The following is an 18965-nucleotide window of genomic DNA, read 5'->3' as shown; positions in this document are numbered from 1 at the left end:
AAAATAGTATATCATGGATCTGCAGTTAAGAAATAAAGTAATAATAGTAACCGGCGGTGCCAAAGGTATTGGCGAGGGCATTGTAAAAGTATTGGCTAACGAGGGCGCTATCCCGGTGATAGTGGGCCGCAGTGCCGAAGATAATTTAAAGGTGGTTGATGAACTGGCGTCGCATGGATTTGAGTCGTTCCGGTAGTTGCCGAACTGACCAACCCTGATGATTGTAAGAAAGCCGTAGAAGCCGTTGTAGCCAAATTTGGCCGCATCGAAGGCCTGATTAACAACGCCGGGGTTAATGATGGCGTAGGACTTGAAAAAGGCAATTACGACGATTTTGTACGAAGCCTGCACCGCAACGTAACTCATTATTACCTGATGGCGCAAAACGCGTTGCCAGAACTAAAAAAAATCTAAAGGAAATATTGTAAATATTGGTTCGAAGGTGGCCGAGACAGGGCAGGGCAATACATCGGCTTACGCTGCTGCCAATGGTGGCCGTAACGCGCTTACCCGCGAATGGGCTGTGGAGCTTTTACCTTACGGAATAAGGGTAAATGCTGTGATTGTAGCCGAGTGCTGGACACCGCTTTATGAAGCCTATATAGCCGGCATGCCAAATCCTGAAGAAAAACTAAAAGACATTGTAAAAAATATCCCGCTTGAACACCGCATGACGACGGCCGAAGAGATTGCCAATATGGTGGTGTTCCTGTTATCATCAGCATCAAGCCATACAACCGGTCAGTTAATTCATGTAGATGGCGGCTATACGCATTTGGATAGGGTGATACAGTAGTTGTTGCGGTTGTAATTATTTATAGCATTTTTGTAGTACCAATTATTCCTGCAAAAAATGTACAGATACATAACTTCGACATTTATCGCGTTAACTTTATGGTTAGGTTTAGCCAATGCACAAACAAAACCTAATCCCGCATCATCAATAGCTATCTGCGTTTATGGTGGAACATCCGCAGGCGTTATTGCCGCGTATACGGCTGCTAAAATGAATAAGAGCGTTGTACTGATCGAACCTGGCAACCGCCTTGGCGGCCTGTCAACGGGGGATTAGGTTATACTGATATCGGCAATAAATATGTGGTTACAGGTTTGGCGCGCGATTTTTACCGCCGCATAGGCCAACACTACGGCAGATTTGAACAATGGACGTTTGAGCCTAAAGTTGCAGAGGCTATTTTCCTTGATTATATCAAGCGGGGTAACGTCAAGGTGATCTATAACACCGGTTACGAAAAGTAATAAAGACAGGTAAACACATTACGGCCATCGAGTTAGAGAATTCCTTAAACCCATCGTCAAAAACACAAACCATAGCGGCCAGCCAGTTTATTGATTGTACGTACGAGGGCGACCTGATGGCGAAGGCAGGCGTAAGCTATACCACCGGCCGCGAAGCAAACAGCGTTTATAACGAAACAGTTAATGGCGTGCAAATCAGGGAAGGGCACCAGTTTCCGGATGGAATCGACCCTTATAAAATTCCGGGTAAGCCGGAAAGCGGCTTGCTTTGGGGGATAAGCCCTAAAACGATGGCGCCAATTGGCAGCGGCGATAAAAAGATCCAGTCGTATAATTTCAGGTTATGTTTAACTAATGATCCGGCCAATAAGGTTGAAATAACCCGGCCTGAAGGTTACGACTCTACCCATTACGAATTATTGTTAAGATATCTTGCTGCCAAACCCGCAAAGGATTGGAGCACGTTCCTGAAGCCGGATATGATGCCAAATCATAAAACGGATATCAATAACAACGGTCCGTTTAGTACGGATATGATAGGCATGAACTATGCTTACCCCGATGGCGATTACGCGACCCGCGCGGCCATAACTAAGGCGCACGAAGTTTATACCAAAGGTTTTCTTTACTTTATTGGTCATGATCCGCGCATGCCTGAGCACCTGCGTAACCAGATGCTGAAATGGGGATACCCTAAAGACGAATATACCAACAACGGCAACTTCAGCCCGCAAATGTATGTACGCGAAGCCGGAGAATGGTTGGTGCCTACGTAATGACCGAGGCCAATTGCCTGCGCAAAGAAGTGGTTGAAGATGGCGTAGGCATGGGCGCTTATAACATGGACAGCCACAACGCCGAACGTATTGTGTTAAACGGTATGGTAAAAAATGAGGGCGATGTGCAATTGCGTGGTATTAGTCCGTACCCGGTGGCTTACCGTTCTATCATCCCTAAAAAAGCGGAGTGCGATAACTTATTGGTTCCCGTTTGTTTATCGGCCAGCCATATGGCTTACGGGTCTATACGGATGGAGCCGGTGTTTATGGTGTTAGCTCAATCGGCAGCGGTAGCGGCCAGCCAGGCTATTGATAAAAAGACCGGTGTGCAGCAAGTAGATATTAAACAACTGCAGGCCGAACTGAAAAATAACCCTTTAGTTGACCACAGCACTGCCGAAATATTGGTTGATAATGATGATGCCGAACATATAACCAAAACAGGCCCATGGCGACGCGAAACCGCCGGCGGTTATGGCCCGTCGTTTTACCCGGATACGGCTAAGTCTACCCCATCAGCAATTAAGTTCACCCCGGAAGTTAAACATGCCGGTAAGTACCATGTTTACATTTATATTCCAAAAGTATCCCGTGCCTCACTGCTGACGCAGATCCAGATCTCAGACGGGCAAAACGTCATCACCAAAACCATAAATAAAAACGATGTACAGGTAGTTGGCCAAACGCAGGGTGAATGGGTGTCATTAGGTGTGAACCAATTTCCTGCAGGAAAAAATGCCTATGTACAGGTAACCAACAAAGGGGCTGATGGTGCAATTGTAGCTGATGCTGTTTTGCTCGTTGCCGAAAATTGATAACTGTTAGTAAGTTATTTTACCATCACTATTGCTAATTAGGTTTATTATATGAATATTTGGTGTAATAAACCAAAATGAAACCCCAGTTACTAAAAGTTACCAGCGAAATTGTACACTCGTTTAATGCGCGGCGTGATATGTCGCCAAATGTTAATAACCGTTGGCATTATCATCCTGAGCTGGAATTGGTATACTTTCACCGCGGATCGGGTACGCAGTTTGTAGGCGATAATATTAAGATCTTCGGCCCCGGCGATATGGTACTTGTTGGCAAGAACCTGCCGCATTACTGGAAGTATGATGAAGCGGAATTAGAATCGGACGGCTCACAACCCTTCGCCACCGTAATGCATTTTTACGATAACTTCTTAGGTGACAGCTTTCTTAACCTGCCTGAAAACAAAACCATAAAAGCCACGCTTGACAGCGCCACCCGCGGTCTGCAAATTCTTGGTCCTGCCAAAAAGAAGATAGCTGCCTACATGCAGGAAATCCTGACCACCGAGGGCCCCCGCCGTATATTACTGTTACTGGAAACCCTGCTTGCCATAAGTGAGTGCCCCGAAAAGAAAGTGCTGGCATCGTTAGGGTTCCGCCAAAATTTTGAGGAGGCTGATAAGGACCGTATCAACTCGATCTGCGAATACTCGTTCGCTAACTTTAAAAGCAAGATCCTATTAGAAGAAATTGCAGGGATAGCCAATCTTAGCCCCAACTCTTTCTGCCGCTATTTTAAGCTTAAGACGCAAAAAACATACTCGCAATTTATCAACGAGATCCGCATAGGCCATGCCTGTAAATTGCTGATAGAAGATAGTGTAAACGTTAAACAGATCTGTTACGAGAGCGGGTTTAACAACTTCTCCAGCTTCCACTCCGCATTTAAAAGTGTAACCGGCAAAACCCCGCTGGGTTATCAAAGTAAGTTCCCGGTAAATAATAACGGAGCAAAACAAAGCATAGCAGGCTAATAACTGTATTTAACTTGTATAAACAAGATGTTTAAAACGTTTCCCGTTTTGAAATGGAAAAATTGTGATTTTTTTCTTTACTTCATGTTAAATTCCAATATTGGAGGCTGATAACCAACTATCCGGGCTTTAAACCACCCCGTAAACTATTATACCAATTATTAAAACCTGCTAAACAATGAAAAAGTTAACCCTTAGTCTTGCCTGCTTTTTGCTTATTTTTAAATGCTTTGGGCAGCAAAACGAAAAATTTAACGGCCTTGACATGAACCTTGGTACATTATCAAGATTATCAGATGCCAAAACCCGATCTATCAGCCCTGAAAACTTTACCGGTGAAAAGGTAAAGGCGGCATGGCCGATCCGGTAAAAGATAAAGGCAAACGTAACGTTGCCAATGCCACCAATGCCGCACGAGATCTGGGTATAGGCTGGAAGGTTAACCCATATATTTTAATTAACGCCGGCGAAACCATCACTATTGCCGAAATGACCGGCCCCGGTGCTGTACAACATATCTGGATGACACCTACGGGTAACTGGCGCTTATCCATCCTGCGTTTTTATTGGGACGACGAAACCGAACCCTCTATTGAATGCCCTGTCGGTGCTTTCTTCGGTATGGGTTGGAACGCTTATTCGCCGTTAAATTCATTACCTGTAACGGTTAACCCGGGCAGCGCATTTAACTGCTATTGGAAAATGCCTTTCCGCAAAAAATGTCGTATCACCATGCAAAATCTGGATGACAGACAAATGAGCCTTTATTACCGGGTTGACTATACTTTAACCAAAGTTGGCGCCGACGAGGGCTACCTGCATGCACAATTCCGTAAATCAAAACATGGTGATAGCGGTCTTTATACTATAGTTGACGGTATAAAAGGTAAGGGCCAATATGTAGGCACTTATATGGGGCTTGATGTAAATAACAACGGCTGGTGGGGCGAAGGCGAGATAAAATTCTTTATGGATGGCGATACCGATTTTGCTACTATAGTTGGTACAGGTACCGAGGATTATTTCTGCGGATCATATGATTTTGATACACGTAAAAAGAATGCGGCCGGTGTAGAAGAAGTTAATTATACCGAGTTCTCCACGCCATACACCGGGATGCCACAGGTAATAAAAGGCGATGGCCATTACCAGATACGGCAGCGCTTTGGCATGTACAGGTGGCATATCCAGGACCCTATCCGTTTTGATAAGGACCTGAAAGTTACCATCCGAGATTTGGGCTGGAAATCGGGCGGAAGGTACCGGCACAGCACTCAGACATCATATCCGTAGCATTTTGGTACCAGGACGGTGCTCATACACCTTATCCAAAATTACCGGCCAAAGACGATTTAGAGATCAATTAACTGTCTTTATGAAAGATCAATCGGGACGGCGTGTATTTCTCAGGAATATCGGGGTTGGGGGTGTGGCTGCATTTTTACCTGTTGGAAGCGTAAAAGCGTTTAACAGGAAGGAGGCGGAAGTTGGGACTGAGAGTAAAGTTGCCGATACAGGTAAGCGCAAGTACAATGCGCCTTATACCGGTAAGTACAACAACCGGGTAGCTTTCCCTATAGGTGGCATAGGCGCGGGTATGTTTTGTTTGGAGGGTACCGGCGCTATCTCGCACATGTCAGTACGTCACAACCCCGAGATGTTTCATGAACCTGCCATGTTTGCTGCTATCAGCATAAAAGGTATAAAAACGGGGCTAAAGTTTTAGAGAGTAAAGTGCCGGCACGGAAAAAGTTTGGACAGCACGATTCAGCCCTTGGTGGGCCGGGTGCTACCCGGGGCCTACCGCGTTTTGAAACTGCTGATTTTTCGGCACGTTTCCCTTTCGCTGATATCACCTTGAAGGACAAGGACGTGCCTTTAGCTATACAGATCAAAGGCTGGAGCCCATTTATCCCTACGGATGAAGATAACTCCAGTTTACCGGTTGGCGGCTTAGAATATCATTTTAAGAACAACAGTACAAAGACAGAAGAATGTGTTTTCTCTTATAGCAGCCGGCATTTTTTAAATCAACCGGCTACAAAAACACAGTTAAAGCAATTAAGAACGGTTTTGTTATTTCTGTTGATGGTACTGAAGCCGATCCGCAGAAACAAGCCGATTTTGCCATATATACTGACGATGATGCTACAGTGGTAGATCATTGTTGGTTTAGGGGTGGCTGGTTCGATGGGTTGACCATGGCATGGAAAACAATCCAGATGCCGGGGTGAAAAGTACCCCCCGGTTGCAGATGCGCAGGGTGCGTCCTTATTTGTTCCGTTTACCCTGAAGCCGGGGCAGGAAAAAACAGTTAGATTGATGATGGCCTGGTATGTACCCAATACCAAGATGCACCCGGGCGATCTTGATCCATCCGAAAAGGAAAGGGTTGATAAAGATCCGCTCTTAAAATATCATAAGCCCCGGTACAGTAGCAGGTTTAAAAACATAGCAGAGGTTGCAGCTTATTGGGATGGTAATTATACCGATCTGCGAAAGAAAACCAAACTATTTACCGATTCGTTTTATAAAAGCACACTACCTACCGAAGTTGTGGAGGCGGTAGCGGCTAATCTCACTATATTAAAATCACCCACAGTATTGCGTCAGTATGATGGCCGGTTTTGGTGTTGGGAAGGTTGTGGCGATTACTTCGGCAGCTGTCATGGCTCATGTACGCACGTTTGGAACTACGCACAGGCGGTATCGCATTTGTTCCCAAATTTAGAGCGCAGCTTACGCGATACCGAATTTAATGAAAGTCAAAATGCCGACGGACACCAGATGTTTCGCTCTAATTTGCCAATTACGCGGGTAGTGCACAATTTCCATGCAGCGTCTGACGGCCAGTTGGGCGGCATCATGAAAGTGTACCGCGAGTGGCGCGTTAGTGGCGATAACGAATGGTTAAAAAGTATCTACCCCAAAGTGCAAGCCAGTTTAGATTACTGTATCAAAACCTCGGGATCCGACAGGCACCGGTGTTATACAGGAGCCGCATCATAATACCTACGATATCGAATTTTGGGGGCCTACGGGTTTTGCCACCAGTTTTTACCCGGGTGCATTAAATTCGTTAATAACTATGGGTAAGTATTTGGGTAAGGATATGCAGCGATATGAAACGCTATATTCCAAAGGTCGTTCCTATATGGAAAACAACCTCTACAACGGCCAGTACTTTATGCAGAAAATTAAATGGAAAGGCCTGCAAGCCCCCGATCCGACTAAAGTACAATCGTTCGGATTGCAATATACGCCTGAAGCATTGGCCTTATTAGAGAAAGAAGGGCCAAAATACCAGTATGGTACGGGTGTGCTATCAGATGGCGTAATGGGTGGCTGGCTATCGCGGATGTGTGGTTTGCCTGATCCGTTTGATGCCGCTAAAATCAGGAATCATTTAAAAGCTGTTCATCAGCATAATTTTAAAACCAACCTGCACGAACATTCTAACCCGCAACGACCAACGTTTGCCATAGGTAATGAGGCTGGTTTATTGCTATGCTCATGGCCGCAGGGCGGCATGCTGTCGCTGCCATTTGTTTACAGTAACGAGGTTTGGACAGGGATAGAGTACCGGGTAGCATCGCACCTGATGTTAATGGGCGAGGTGCAAAAAGGGCTGGACATTGTACGCGCTTGCCGCGACAGGTATGATGGTGAGGTACGTAACCCGTTTAACGAATACGAATGCGGCCACTGGTATGCCCGCGCAATGGCGAGTTATGGAATGTTGGAAGGGCTAACCGGCGTACGTTATGATGCGGTAAGCAAAGAACTGCATATAGATTCGAAGGTTGGCGATTTTACCAGCTTTCTGTCTACCGCAAGCGGATTTGGAACCGTGACGCTTAAAGCAGGTCTGCCGTCGTTAAATATTGCATACGGTACTATCCCGGTTAATAAAGTGATCGTTTCGGGGGCGATAAAGAAATTGGGTTAACATCCGCAAACTACTTATGGAAATTACAGGAAAACAAATTATAGGCTACACAAAGGCCGACAGTAATGCCGGTTCATTCACATCAGGCCAACACACGTTTGAAGAAGCATCGGCAGCTAATGTCGATCAGGCTGCGAAGAAAGCTACCTCAGCATTCAAAGCTTATAAACTATTACCAACGGCAGACCGGATTAAGTTTTTAGAGGCTATCGCGACAGAGATCAATAACATCCGCGAGGTGCTGATAGAAAGTGGTATGCAGGAAACCCATTTACCGCAGGCCCGGTTGAATGGCGAGATAGACCGCACCGTTAATCAAATAAAACTATTTGCCGATTTGCTAAAAGAGGGCTCATGGGTAAACGCCATAATTGATACCGCGAAGCCCGACAGGCAGCCATTACCTAAACCCCATATTTGCCAGATGGCGAGGCCGCTGGGCGTTACAGCAGTATTTGGCGCAAGCAATTTTCCGTTCGCGTTTTCTGTTGCCGGTGGCGATACTATTTCGGCCCTTGCAGCTGGATGCCCGGTTATTTTCAAGGCGCATTTCGGCCACCCGGTAACATCAGAGCTGGTGGCCAACTGCATTGTAGAGGCGGCAAGGAAAACCGGAATGCCTGATGGAGTTTTCTCCCTGATCCATGGAAAAACCACCGAATCGGGCAAGGCATTGGTAACGCATCCGTTAGTTAAAGCTGTTGGCTTTACCGGCTCATTAGCAGGTGGCAGGGCGTTGTTTGATTTGGCTGCCAAACGCGATGAACCTATTCCAGTATATGCCGAAATGGGCAGTGTAAACCCTGTGTTTTTATTGCCCGGCAAACTAAAGGAGGATTCAATAGGCCTTGCTAAGGCATTAGTTACCTCAAATACAATGGGTGTCGGCCAGTTTTGTACTAACCCGGGTATTGTGCTGCTGATAAAAGGTACGGAAACCGAACACTTTTTATCTCAATACAGCTTATCGTTAGCCGAGGCCACTGGTGGCTCGATGCTTACGGATGCTATTTTTAATTCGTATTGTAAGGGTATTACCAGTTGTCAGACCATCCGGCGTTAAAGTCGATTGGTGTTGGTGTTAATGGGGATGAAGGTAAAGCTGTTCCGCAGGCATTTACCATATCAGGTGCAGACTTTTTAAAAGATGAAGCTTTGTTCGAGGAACATTTTGGTCCGGTAGCGATACATGTAATTGCCGAAGATGTTGCTGAACTATTAAAAATTGCCGAACAGATCCCCGGGCAATTAACCACCAGTATCTGGGCGAATAAAGCTGATGTGGCTGAGTTCGGCGGCTTATTTAATATCCTGGAAGAAAAAGCCGGGCGGTTAATGATAAACAATATGCCAACAGGGGTAGAAGTTACGCACGCTATGCTGCATGGCGGCCCGTACCCGGCAACAACAGACAGCCGTTCCACATCGGTTGGCTCGCAGGCTATATACAGGTATACAAGGCCTGTTTGTTTCCAGAATTTCCCGCAAGAGCTATTACCACCCGAATTGCAAAATGATAACCCGCTGCAAATTTGGCGCAAAGTGGATGGTGAATTATCTAAAGATAAAATTGCTTAATCAATGAAGCTATATAAAACAATAAAGGGCGTTTTTTTACAGGATGAGGCTTCGGTTTATAAACTTAACCAGCAATGGGATGAGGTGATAAACCGGGACGGATTGTATAACTATCTATTAACCCAAACTAAAACCGCCGAACAAATTACCGGCGATACCGGCAGGATGAATTGCAGCCGCCTATTGCAAACCGGGAAGTTTGGGCGGCAGGTGTTACTTACCTGCAAAGCCGGGACGCACGGGTAGAAGAGTCGCAAACTTCGGGCGGGTCCGACCTTTACAAAAGGGTGTATGATGCCGAGCGGCCGGAAATTTTTTTAAGTCGGCACCTGGCGCGTGGTTGGCCATGGGCAGGAGGTTGCTATTCGTAAAGATTCCGCCGGAACGTGCCCGAACCTGAGTTAACGCTTTTTATCAACTCGAAAGGAAGTATTCAGGGTTATACCATTGGTAATGATATGAGTTCGCGCAGCATTGAAGGCGAAAATGCCCTTTATCTGCCACAGGCGAAAACTTATGATAAGAGCGCGGCTATTGGTCCATGTTTGTATGTTATTGACGCGCCGATAAGTCAGGAAACCAATATCAGCATAGCCATAAAACGCGGAGAGAAAGCGCTTTACGAGGGTACAACTCCTTTGTCCAGAATGAAACGATCGTTAGATGAATTGGCTGGGTTCCTGTTTCGCGAACTAAGTTTTCCATACGGATGCTACCTGATGACGGGTACCTGCCTGGTTCCGCCAAACGATTTTACGTTAGAACCCGGCGATGTTGTTGAAATTGCTATTGATGGGATAGGAACTTTGACCAACACCGTTGCTTACAATTGATTAAGTAATAACCAATATAAACCTAAATATGAGCCATAAATTGAAATTAATACAGGCAGTAATTGGTATTGCTGCAATGATATCATCCTGCCAGATGCAGGGGAAAAAGGATGCAGGAACCGCTGATTCGGCAACTTATGCAAAAGGTACTTATGGGTACGATCTTGATTTCCTAAAGAAGAACGACAGCGTATTGGTATTAAAAAATGAAGATGGGCTGGCGCAAATCATTGTATCGGCAAAATACCGTGGTAAGGTTTTTACATCTACGGCTGATGGTTTAAAAGGACGCAGCTTTGGCTGGATCAATTATAAAACGTTTGCTGCGGACACTGATTCGCACATGAATGCTTATGGCAGCGAGGATCGCTTGTGGTTAGGGCCTGAGGGTGGCAAATTCTCATTATTTTTTAAGCCCGGCACAAAAATGGAGTTCCCGTATTGGCATACCCCAAAAGCATTTGATACCGAGGCGTGGAAGGTGGTTTCGTCGGATACTAAAAAGGTATCGTTAACAAAAGATATGGACCTGATTAACTATGCCGGTACGCAACTTAAAATTAAAGTAGACCGCGATATAGCCATTTTAGACAATGCTACAATTGAAAACGACCTTGGTGTTAAGCTAGCACCCGAAACTAAAGCAGTGGGCTTTAAAACTGATAATAGCCTTACTAATGCCGGTACTATCGAGTGGACACAAAACACCGGCGCGCCTTGCATGTGGAACCCGGATATGTTTACGCCATCGCCAAAGGTGGTGATCATAATTCCGTATAATAATGCAAAGACAGCTAAGATCGCTACTACCGATTACTTCGGCCAGATACCCGCCGATAGGATCAGCTATAAAAACAATGTATTGTATTTTAAGGCTGATGGTAAATCGCGCGGTAAACTGGGTATTACCCCAAAACGTGCCATGCCGGTAATTGGCAGTTATGATGCTGAGAACAATGTGCTTACCATTGCCAAATTTGATATTGATAATAACGGCCTGTACCTGAACCAGGAATGGCGCACCGATCGCGAGCCACTAAGCGGCGATGCGGTAAACTCCTACAACGACGGGCCTTTAGCAAATGGCAGCCAGATGGGGCCGTTTTACGAAATTGAAAGTGTATCGCCGGCCGCGTTTTTAAAACCGGGCGGTAAGCTGCAGCATCAGCATAAAGTATTCCACTTTACAGGAGATAAGGCAGCGTTGAACAGTATTGCCCAAAAGGTATTAGGTGTTTCGTTAGCTGATGTGGAAGGAGTGTTTAAATAATTAATTGATCTTAACAATAATGGCAGACGAAGCCGGTACCTGTATAATGCAGTTGCCGGCTTTTTTGTTTTTAGCGGTGTCCATTTTCCTTGCCATTGTTCGCTGTTACTGATAGCGGAACCACCTAATGTTACGCCTGTTAGTGCGGTAACGTCATTGCCCGCTGCGTTAAGGGACATAGTTGCTATCCTATTACCGGCGCGTAATGCTTTGATAGTAACCTTTGCATCTTTTGCGCCCTCGCCATAGGACTTATTAATAATGGTGATGTATAAGGCGTTGGCAGCTCTTACTGCATAAGCTGTTAAGTTTATTCCTTCGGGATTGGTAACAATAACAGGCTGTACGGTACCATGCCCGCCTATATTAAATGCTTTTATCCCGTAGCCAATAGGGTAGGTATTGAAACTACCATCAGCGTCTTTATATATTGGCGCGTTTTTGACCCACTGTTTATTATGGAAATTTACACCTGAGGCATTATGTGCCGCCCACCAATGCATATAATCTAAAGCAAACAAAGCAGCCGCAAAACTATTACTGCCGCCCGCAACATCACCACTAAAACTATTTGATTCTGTTATCCGATAGTCAAAACCGGCTTTTAGTACAGGAATAATATCTGCCTCATACAAAGCCGGGAAATTGGCGTTAGCCATATTTGGCGACAACATTTTTTCTACCAGGCTTTCAACGCTATTACCCGGTGCGTCCTGTGCCGCATAATTATGAAGCGAGGCATAATTTATCAGTTTCGACCCTTTTTCATCATCAGCAAAATTTACCGTCCACGACTTATTATTATAATTAGTGTTTTTTGCACCAGCAACCGGGTAATTACTGCCGGTTTCGGGCCCGGTAAAGGTTGCAGCCGGCACAGAATCCAGTATGGCTTTTTGAAACCGTTTCCATTTTTTGTAATAGGATGGATAATCTGTTATTTCGGGATCGGTTTGATGGTATGAACGCCAATCGGGTTCATTGCCAATGGAGAAGCAATCTATATACGAAGCATACTTACTCCAGATATATTTGGCTATACCTGCATTTACAATGGCATTGCCATTAAGCAAACGGAAAGAGTAAAGTACTTTAACACCAGCAGCTTTTACGAAGCCAAAAAAATGATCGATATCTGTCTTCGTAGGCTCAATAGTTTTAATATCAACTGAGCCGCCACCTACGCGCAGGTGTTTAATGCCCATTTCTTTAAATAGCGTTAAAACCTGCTTATTACCGGCATCAAAAAATATCCCTTTACACCTGCGTTGCCAATGCGTTCGCTGCCGGTTTCAAAACTTAAACCTGTAAAGTCGTTAGGTATTTGTGGGCCTTTTTGTTTCAGATCGATAGTTATAGTAACAACGCCAGGTTGTTGTTGGGCATGTATATTAGTTGGCGACATCAAGAAAATTATCGCCCCAAAAAATGTTAATACGCGGGTATAGTAAGAGTGATTTTTCAAGCTATAAATAATTGGTAAAGTAAATTTATATCATCCGCACTCAATTAAGCACAGGTCGCTCAATTGTTACATCTTTTATTTTTTTGCCCGACTTAAAACTAATTTAATATATAAAAGATATTTTTACCTTGATAATCAATTAATCAAACATGAGCAACAGACGTAATTTTATAAAAACAGGAGTTATAGGCGCAGTGAGCCTTAATTTATTGCCGGCTATCAATTCGTTCGCTAACGAAGCCCGGCCCGTAAGACATGCTAACGCCGAAAAATTTAAATTACGTTTTGCTATAGCGTCTGATGGGCATTATGCACAGCCCGATACAGATTCGGATAAGTTTTATGGTGACCGGTTAAATGGTTAAATAAAGAGCATGCCGATAATCATTTAGATATGGTAATTATCAACGGCGACCGGTACATAACCGCCCTGATCTGCTTAAAAAAGTAAAGGAAACCTACCTTGATAAACTTCCTGCGCCATATTATACGATACCAGGCAATCACGATTTTGCTGACGCTGCCGTATGGAAAGGTGTGTTTGGCTATGAGGATAAACATGTGGTTGATAAAGGTGATATCGGTTTTGTATTTGCCAATACGGCCGACACCAAAGGCGGCTATGTATGCCCTGATTATAATTTCATGAAGGCATCGTTAGATGCCTATAAAGATAAAAAGATGGTATTCGTTATCCTGCACATCGCGCCGCATATATGGAACCCTGAAGAGAAAGGAACGTTTGTTGATTGCCCGGAAATAGTTGCATTGTTACATAGCTATGCCAATATTAAAGCGGTATTTCATGGACATGATCATAGCCTGGATGGCATCCGTTATACCGGCAAATTGCCACACCTTTTCGACTCGCATTTTGGCGGCAGTTGGGGTACAGATTATAAAGGTTACCGCATAGTAGAGGTAACACCTGATAATAAAATAACTACCTACCAGGTTAACGCCAGCCAAAACCCAATATTGAATACGAATAAGTTGTAACCATTTTTGATTATAGGTGTCTTTTAGTACATCTTAGCACCCTATAATGAATAAAAAATTACGAATAGTTATTCTGCTTACACTTTTTCGGTGTGCACCTACGCACAAAAAGAAGTTAAAAGCAAACTTGATTCCATCATGCAACTGGCGAATTCGCGCGGCATATTTAATGGTAATATTTTGGTGGCCCAAAAAGGGAAGATCATCTATGAAAACTCCCCGGGTTATGCGGATGGCAGCAAAAACAAGATGCTTACACCGGCTTTTAAATTTGATATCGGATCAGTTAGTAAAGAGTTTAACGGCGCGGCAATTATGTTGTTGCAACAACGCGGACAGCTTAGTCTGGACGACCCCATAAATAAATATTTGCCTGACCTGCCGCCGTGGGCCGCAAAAGTAAAGATCCGGCACCTGCTCACTTACACCAGCGGGATCCCCATCTTTGCGCCCTTAGCTACCGAAGGCGACAGCTTGATCAATGCTAACCTACACTCGCTTAAAGCCTTGCAGTTTGAACCGGGTACGGCCTATATCTATAACCATTACAATGTTTACCTGCAAATGCGCATAGTAGAAAAGGTAAGCGGTAAAACCTACAAGGAGTATATCACCCAAAACATATTTAAACCATTAGGGATGGATGGAGCTGTAGTAGATTTATCGCCCGATGATCCCCAAATGGCCATGGCCTTCGATCAGAATTTTAAAAACTCGCCGTACATCCAAAATATGACAGGGTGGGTGAGGCTGACTGCAAGGGATCTTTACAAATGGTCGGTAGCCCTTAATCAGAACAAATTGCTCAACAAAGCTTCATTTACTCAGCTGGCCTACAACTTCCCTAACGGTGAAAGCAGCATAGGTACGGTTGGATTTAGTAATGATATGGCGTGGCACCGGCACCGGGGTCAAACAGCAATTACGAGGCCTTGCTTTACAGTGACCTGAAACGCGACCTGACTGTAGTGATGATGACCAACAATCAGCAAATGAAGGTAGACGGAATTAAAAACGCTATTTTTTCCGCACTCGCAAATCAGCCGGTTAGTGTTCCCAAAAAGTCGGTCTATCTCGAGATTCGTGACAAGGTACTGGCCAATGCAGACAAGGGGCTGGCATATTACCGGGATTTAAAAGCCAATCACCAGGATAGCTATGATTTTACGTTTGAGATAGGTGATCTGATAAGTACAGGTAAATATATTTTGCGCCGTAATAAGTTTGACGATGCTATAAAAGTGTTTCAAATGGCGGTAGCGCTTAAAGCAAAGCCAGCAGACATAGCCTATGGCTACGAATTGATAGGCGAAGCTTATCTAAAAAAACAGGATAAGCCAAATGCGCAGCTCAACTATAAGCAAGCGGTTGCCATCGACCCAAACAATAAAAATGCCGTAGGTATATTACAGCAATTGGCTAAATAAACTGTTTAGTTTAAGCGGCAGACAGGGCTTTATTTAAAGCTTTTACAGCCGGGTTAAAATCCTCGCGTGCTACCAAAAACTGGATGTTTACCTTACGCAGTGCAACGCCTGCGCTTTTGATATTCACGCCGGCTTCTGTTAACGCGGTGGTTGCCCCGGCTAACAAACCTGGTTGATCCATATTGGTGCCTAACAGGCAAACCATAGCCATTTTTTCGACAGTTATTTTTTCAAAATGCGCATCAAGGGCTTTGATAAGTTTCTTATTGAACTGCTTTTCCCATATCAGTATGGATATACTGTTGGCGCTGGTTACTTTAAAAATATAGCTTAAATTAAAATCAGCAAAGATCTGCATTATCTGCAAGTCAGATCCTGCATTACCCACCATTAGCGGGTCAAAAACATCAATCATAACCACCTTATCCGTGCCTGTAATCACTTCAACGCGCTTGTGTGGGCAAATATAGTTGGTGGTTATTAAAGTGCCGTGGTGGGCCGGATCGAACGTATTTTTAATACGCAGGTTAATGCCATGTATCTCCAGCGGTTTTGATGCTTTTGGATGGATGGCTTCCATGCCCACATCAGCCAGTTGGTCGGCAATATCATAATTGGTATTACCTACCGGGATACAATTCTCCGGCCAACAATCCCCGGATCGGCCGAAGATAAATGGTACTCTTTATGAATAATTGCCTCGGCAGGTTTTAGTTCAACTGCTATCTTACTGAAAGTAACCTCAGAATAACCGCGATCAAACTCGCGCATAATGCCTTCGGTGCCTTTAGTATAGCCTGTAACTATACAAATGGTTTTTTTAAGTTCGATCTCTTTAAACGTGTGGCGAATGCGCTGATCAATCGTGTATGATTTCGTGTCATGCCAGCCGCTCAGGTCGACAAAGGTGGCGTTATAGCCTTTGTTTTGCAAGATATTAGTCAATACAAAGGCCGAGTGACTTTCGCCGATGGATGCCAATATCTCTCTGGCTGCTTGTAATATACTGTCCTGGTTTACATAGCCCGATCCTAATATGCTTGCGAAATTTTCCAGTAGTGCTGCGCATCATTAATGCGCTTTTCTATAAACTCATCCGCCGCCGCCACATCCAGCCCTAAGCTTTGGTAGCGCTTGTTAATCTCCTTTAAGTTATGGGTAAGATCATTCAAATGGCCGTGGAAGTTTTGTTGCCCGGCAATTTTATGGTATACCCCCGGCGCGCCGGTCTTTTTATTTTCGAGTAATAAGTTGGTAACACCTGCGAAAGCCGATACTACAAACACACGGTTGTAAATATGATCGGCGTTATAAAGGATAATATTAGACAGTACTTCTTTTAAGGCGGTCATGGATGTGCCGCCAATTTTTTCGACAGTTAGCATTTACTAAATTATATTGAATTGGGGCCGATACTATGGTTTGTAAAAACCATAGCAGGTTCGGCATAATTACTTAAGATATCAGTTAATTAAACGCCGGGTCGTTTTGATAGCCTGCGTTTTTTATGGCAAAGTTAAAAGAAAAAATCAGACCGTAAATTGCTTAAGCTTTACTTTGACTTATTGATCGTTTTTATCTTTTTAAAGATAGCTGCCGCGTCATAATCTGATAAGATGATATTATAATCCTTCCAGAACTTTTCATCGCCATTGCTTTTATAGGCGTTGATATTATCGTTGCGGCCAATTTTAGCGGTGAATGATTCCTGTTGCGTCGTATCAATCGCGGTGATCTGGTAATTGTATTTAACCCGGGCCTTATAGTCGTACTTTAACTGCGGGTTTTTAACAGATAGAGAATCATCGCCTTCTACACCAGATAGCACCCATTTATTACCTACTTCCCGGTAGCTTACCCGGGTATGGTCAAACTGCAGGCCAACTTCTGTAGCGCCTGTACGCATTAAGGAACGATATATGAAAGTACCCGGCACAACCTCGCTTAATGCCTCCGGGCTTAGTCCGAAATCAAAATATATAAAAGCGTAGGTTTTGGTATCGATATAGAATTTACCCCGGTAGGTACCTTCTACTACACCATAGTTCTCTTTAAACTCAACTTCGTAGGCTTTGTAGCCTTTCATATCAACAATGCCATTTACGGTAAACTGGTGCCTTTTTAGCCCGGTTTCATTTAAAAAACCACAGGCGTGCAGGTGGTTAATAATATCCTGCTCAAATATTGAATTAGGTCGCTGCCCAACCTCCAAAGTGTTAAAATCGTGCTCGTTTTTCTCGTTTCGTGCTTTCACCAGGCGAAACAGGTCGGCATGCGTATCGCCATAACCAAAATTATAAACGTCAAAAACAGCTTCTGATAATTGCAGGGGAATGCTATCTGTAGAAGTGTACATCCGGTAAAAGCCGCGCAGGATATGCCGGTAGTTGATATAATTCTCGGGGATCCGGCTTATTGCTTTTTGGATGATCTTACCGGCATCATAATAAGCTATGGTTACTTCTTTAAGTTCGGTGTTGCTTTTTGTAAGGGCAACATTAAGTGCTTCGTTGTTTTTTACTTTTGCTATCGCGATATATTGGGTGGTATAACCTACGCATGATATTTTTAGGCTATCCTTAATGTTGCCGGCAGGTATTATCAAAGTAAATAACCCCCGGCTATTGGTAGCCGTACCAACGCCCTTATGGTTAATGCTGATACTGGCCTGCCTAACCGCGCGGCCGCTTGCTGCATTGGTTACTTTCCCGCTGATACTGATCTGGGCACGAATAGGGGAGGTACCTAACCATAGTAATAACGATAAAGCGCAAGCAAAGGATGTTTTATACATAACTTATTTAATACACCGCAAGATGCCAATATGTTAGCCGGATAAAAAATAAAGTAGACGATGACGGTTAATAAAGAGATGAGCAGGGGAAATGTTGCGACATGATTTTTGTTTAAATCTTGTAAATTCAATTTCTTTATTAATAAAGAAATTGAATTTTTATAAATTATATATAATTTATAATCAGGTTTTTGAGTTGATTATTTATATGTGACTTTAGGTATGGACTTGAATGTTTTAATTTGTCGTAACTATATCAGTTAATTGCTATTTCCCTTTTTTATTTAATTTAGAGAACTCAAAATCACCGCGAATTGAAAAAATCAGCGCTTATTTTAATGGTTTTATTGGGCCTGTGTTCAGTAACATTTGGTCAGCATAAAACCCAATATATAAAATTAGAAACACCGCAGGGTTGGTGTATTATTGGTTTGTATGATGAGACACCGCACCATCGGGATAACTTTATCAAGCTGGTAAAGAGCAAGTATTTTAATGCAACAACCTTTAACCGCATCCTGAAAGGATTTGTAATTCAAGGCGGCGACCCCGACTCATTATATGGAAAAGGTCACAAGCTAAAACCCGAACAAAAATGGTTAGATGCCGAGTTTGTACCCGCCCTGTATCATCGCAGAGGGATAGTAGCAATGGGCCGCGATGTTAACCCTGCCGAAGCCTCATTCACCACGCAGATCTATATTGTGGATGGTAAAACCCGGACAAACGAACAGTTAGATGCCATTGAAAAAAGTATAAACTGCACTTCACAGAAACACAGCGCGAGGCTTACCGAACGGTAGGCGGTACACCGTTCCTTGA

At 44.0% G+C, this 18965-nt stretch carries 24 protein-coding genes and 2 pseudogenes; 20 read left to right on the top strand and 6 right to left on the bottom strand.

What is annotated here, in order from left to right; translation table 11 throughout:
* The first annotated feature begins 13 nt into the window (after positions 1 to 13).
* The 15 genes and pseudogenes from HK413_RS03955 to HK413_RS03920 all read left to right on the top strand — a co-directional run bounded on the left by HK413_RS03955 (position 14) and on the right by HK413_RS03920 (position 11458).
* A pseudogene (locus HK413_RS03955) lies at positions 14 to 796 on the top strand (SDR family oxidoreductase).
* 57 nt (positions 797 to 853) lie between these two features.
* Positions 854 to 2344, top strand: a pseudogene (locus HK413_RS21940) (FAD-dependent oxidoreductase); the annotation flags it as partial.
* Between the two features lie 21 nt (positions 2345 to 2365).
* On the top strand, positions 2366 to 2854 hold the full coding sequence (locus HK413_RS22585; RefSeq protein WP_449406787.1) for a golvesin C-terminal-like domain-containing protein: 489 nt from the start codon (positions 2366 to 2368) through the stop codon (positions 2852 to 2854).
* A 77-nt stretch (positions 2855 to 2931) separates the two neighbouring features.
* Entirely contained in the window at positions 2932 to 3828 is an 897-nt protein-coding gene (locus tag HK413_RS03945; protein WP_175269213.1) for an AraC family transcriptional regulator, read from the top strand.
* Between the two features lie 178 nt (positions 3829 to 4006).
* Positions 4007 to 4198, top strand: coding sequence for a hypothetical protein (locus tag HK413_RS14785; protein WP_217452051.1), 192 nt, complete (start codon positions 4007 to 4009; stop codon positions 4196 to 4198).
* Positions 4183 to 5121 carry a glycoside hydrolase family 172 protein gene (locus HK413_RS03940; RefSeq protein ID WP_217452050.1) on the top strand — a complete coding sequence of 313 codons (939 nt, stop codon included), beginning with the start codon at positions 4183 to 4185 and terminating at the stop codon, positions 5119 to 5121. The genes HK413_RS14785 and HK413_RS03940 overlap by 16 nt, the downstream gene beginning before the upstream one ends.
* An 82-nt stretch (positions 5122 to 5203) precedes the next feature.
* Entirely contained in the window at positions 5204 to 5554 is a 351-nt protein-coding gene (locus HK413_RS14780) for a hypothetical protein (RefSeq protein ID WP_217452049.1), read from the top strand.
* A gap of 8 nt (positions 5555 to 5562) precedes the next feature.
* Positions 5563 to 5988: a GH116 family glycosyl-hydrolase gene (locus HK413_RS14775; protein ID WP_317169263.1), complete on the top strand. Its 426-nt coding sequence runs from the start codon at positions 5563 to 5565 to the stop codon at positions 5986 to 5988.
* Positions 5989 to 6117: 129 nt separating this feature from the next.
* Positions 6118 to 6837: a non-lysosomal glucosylceramidase gene (locus tag HK413_RS19305; RefSeq protein WP_262886780.1), complete on the top strand. Its 720-nt coding sequence runs from the start codon at positions 6118 to 6120 to the stop codon at positions 6835 to 6837.
* Positions 6776 to 7777: a GH116 family glycosyl hydrolase gene (locus tag HK413_RS19300; RefSeq protein ID WP_317169268.1), complete on the top strand. Its 1002-nt coding sequence runs from the start codon at positions 6776 to 6778 to the stop codon at positions 7775 to 7777. Before HK413_RS19305 ends, HK413_RS19300 begins: the two co-directional genes overlap by 62 nt.
* A 16-nt stretch (positions 7778 to 7793) precedes the next feature.
* Positions 7794 to 8840, top strand: coding sequence for an aldehyde dehydrogenase family protein (locus HK413_RS03930; protein WP_217452047.1), 1047 nt, complete (start codon positions 7794 to 7796; stop codon positions 8838 to 8840).
* Entirely contained in the window at positions 8819 to 9355 is a 537-nt protein-coding gene (locus tag HK413_RS14760) for an aldehyde dehydrogenase family protein (RefSeq protein WP_217452046.1), read from the top strand. The genes HK413_RS03930 and HK413_RS14760 overlap by 22 nt, the downstream gene beginning before the upstream one ends.
* A gap of 3 nt (positions 9356 to 9358) precedes the next feature.
* Positions 9359 to 9601, top strand: coding sequence for a hypothetical protein (locus HK413_RS14755; protein ID WP_217452045.1), 243 nt, complete (start codon positions 9359 to 9361; stop codon positions 9599 to 9601).
* A gap of 140 nt (positions 9602 to 9741) precedes the next feature.
* The gene (locus HK413_RS14750) at positions 9742 to 10188 is read left to right on the top strand and encodes a fumarylacetoacetate hydrolase family protein (protein WP_217452044.1); all 447 of its coding nucleotides are present in this window, start codon (positions 9742 to 9744) and stop codon (positions 10186 to 10188) included.
* Between the two features lie 28 nt (positions 10189 to 10216).
* Positions 10217 to 11458: a DUF6786 family protein gene (locus HK413_RS03920; RefSeq protein WP_175269212.1), complete on the top strand. Its 1242-nt coding sequence runs from the start codon at positions 10217 to 10219 to the stop codon at positions 11456 to 11458.
* Here HK413_RS03920 and HK413_RS03915 read toward each other — a convergent pair.
* Together HK413_RS03915 and HK413_RS03910 are read right to left on the bottom strand one after the other, a co-directional pair.
* The gene (locus tag HK413_RS03915) at positions 11353 to 12663 is read right to left on the bottom strand and encodes a hypothetical protein (protein ID WP_175269211.1); all 1311 of its coding nucleotides are present in this window, start codon (positions 12661 to 12663) and stop codon (positions 11353 to 11355) included. The genes HK413_RS03920 and HK413_RS03915 overlap by 106 nt on opposite strands.
* Positions 12664 to 12677: 14 nt before the next feature.
* The gene (locus tag HK413_RS03910; RefSeq protein WP_175269210.1) at positions 12678 to 12923 is read right to left on the bottom strand and encodes a hypothetical protein; all 246 of its coding nucleotides are present in this window, start codon (positions 12921 to 12923) and stop codon (positions 12678 to 12680) included.
* A 149-nt stretch (positions 12924 to 13072) separates the two neighbouring features.
* Between HK413_RS03910 and HK413_RS16625 the strand changes: the two genes are divergently transcribed.
* From HK413_RS16625 to HK413_RS03895, 4 genes are all read left to right on the top strand, one after another.
* Positions 13073 to 13288, top strand: a complete 216-nt coding sequence (locus tag HK413_RS16625; protein WP_246229712.1) for a hypothetical protein — start codon at positions 13073 to 13075, stop codon at positions 13286 to 13288.
* A 70-nt stretch (positions 13289 to 13358) separates the two neighbouring features.
* The gene (locus HK413_RS03905) at positions 13359 to 13922 is read left to right on the top strand and encodes a metallophosphoesterase family protein (RefSeq protein WP_246229720.1); all 564 of its coding nucleotides are present in this window, start codon (positions 13359 to 13361) and stop codon (positions 13920 to 13922) included.
* Between the two features lie 138 nt (positions 13923 to 14060).
* Complete coding sequence (locus tag HK413_RS03900; protein ID WP_175269209.1) at positions 14061 to 14873, top strand: serine hydrolase domain-containing protein; 813 nt, start codon at positions 14061 to 14063, stop codon at positions 14871 to 14873.
* Positions 14855 to 15349, top strand: a complete 495-nt coding sequence (locus tag HK413_RS03895; protein WP_175269208.1) for a tetratricopeptide repeat protein — start codon at positions 14855 to 14857, stop codon at positions 15347 to 15349. Before HK413_RS03900 ends, HK413_RS03895 begins: the two co-directional genes overlap by 19 nt.
* 10 nt (positions 15350 to 15359) lie before the next feature.
* Here the strand turns inward: HK413_RS03895 and HK413_RS16620 are convergent, their stop codons facing one another.
* From HK413_RS16620 to HK413_RS03885, 4 genes are all read right to left on the bottom strand, one after another.
* Complete coding sequence (locus HK413_RS16620) at positions 15360 to 15929, bottom strand: ACT domain-containing protein (protein WP_394353127.1); 570 nt, start codon at positions 15927 to 15929, stop codon at positions 15360 to 15362.
* Positions 15930 to 15973: 44 nt separating this feature from the next.
* Positions 15974 to 16330: an amino acid kinase family protein gene (locus tag HK413_RS16615; protein WP_246229708.1), complete on the bottom strand. Its 357-nt coding sequence runs from the start codon at positions 16328 to 16330 to the stop codon at positions 15974 to 15976.
* Positions 16331 to 16380: 50 nt separating this feature from the next.
* Positions 16381 to 16701: a hypothetical protein gene (locus HK413_RS16610; protein WP_246229706.1), complete on the bottom strand. Its 321-nt coding sequence runs from the start codon at positions 16699 to 16701 to the stop codon at positions 16381 to 16383.
* Between the two features lie 200 nt (positions 16702 to 16901).
* Positions 16902 to 18143 carry a carboxypeptidase-like regulatory domain-containing protein gene (locus HK413_RS03885; protein ID WP_175269207.1) on the bottom strand — a complete coding sequence of 414 codons (1242 nt, stop codon included), beginning with the start codon at positions 18141 to 18143 and terminating at the stop codon, positions 16902 to 16904.
* Positions 18144 to 18457: 314 nt separating this feature from the next.
* On the opposite strand from HK413_RS03885, the gene HK413_RS03880 reads away from it, so the two are divergent.
* A complete protein-coding gene (locus HK413_RS03880) occupies positions 18458 to 18946 on the top strand; it encodes a peptidylprolyl isomerase (protein WP_175269206.1) in 489 nt (162 codons plus the stop codon).
* The last annotated feature ends 19 nt before the right edge of the window (positions 18947 to 18965 follow it).

Source organism: Mucilaginibacter humi, assembly GCF_013087555.1.
Note: the sequence above shows the minus strand (reverse complement) of the source record. Positions and strands in the feature narration are given on the sequence as shown.

Bases quoted from the DNA above. Each gene is read 5' to 3' on its own strand.
- HK413_RS03945 (WP_175269213.1), top strand. From the start codon at position 2,932: ATGAAACCCCAGTTACTAAAAGTTACCAGCGAAATTGTACACTCGTTT.
- HK413_RS14785 (WP_217452051.1), top strand. From the start codon at position 4,007: ATGAAAAAGTTAACCCTTAGTCTTGCCTGCTTTTTGCTTATTTTTAAA.
- HK413_RS03940 (WP_217452050.1), top strand. From the start codon at position 4,183: ATGGCCGATCCGGTAAAAGATAAAGGCAAACGTAACGTTGCCAATGCC.
- HK413_RS14780 (WP_217452049.1), top strand. From the start codon at position 5,204: ATGAAAGATCAATCGGGACGGCGTGTATTTCTCAGGAATATCGGGGTT.
- HK413_RS03930 (WP_217452047.1), top strand. From the start codon at position 7,794: ATGGAAATTACAGGAAAACAAATTATAGGCTACACAAAGGCCGACAGT.
- HK413_RS14755 (WP_217452045.1), top strand. From the start codon at position 9,359: ATGAAGCTATATAAAACAATAAAGGGCGTTTTTTTACAGGATGAGGCT.
- HK413_RS03920 (WP_175269212.1), top strand. From the start codon at position 10,217: ATGAGCCATAAATTGAAATTAATACAGGCAGTAATTGGTATTGCTGCA.
- HK413_RS03915 (WP_175269211.1), bottom strand. From the start codon at position 12,663: ATGGGCATTAAACACCTGCGCGTAGGTGGCGGCTCAGTTGATATTAAA.
- HK413_RS16625 (WP_246229712.1), top strand. From the start codon at position 13,073: ATGAGCAACAGACGTAATTTTATAAAAACAGGAGTTATAGGCGCAGTG.
- HK413_RS03900 (WP_175269209.1), top strand. From the start codon at position 14,061: ATGCAACTGGCGAATTCGCGCGGCATATTTAATGGTAATATTTTGGTG.
- HK413_RS16620 (WP_394353127.1), bottom strand. From the start codon at position 15,929: ATGGAAGCCATCCATCCAAAAGCATCAAAACCGCTGGAGATACATGGC.
- HK413_RS16610 (WP_246229706.1), bottom strand. From the start codon at position 16,701: ATGACCGCCTTAAAAGAAGTACTGTCTAATATTATCCTTTATAACGCC.
- HK413_RS03885 (WP_175269207.1), bottom strand. From the start codon at position 18,143: ATGTATAAAACATCCTTTGCTTGCGCTTTATCGTTATTACTATGGTTA.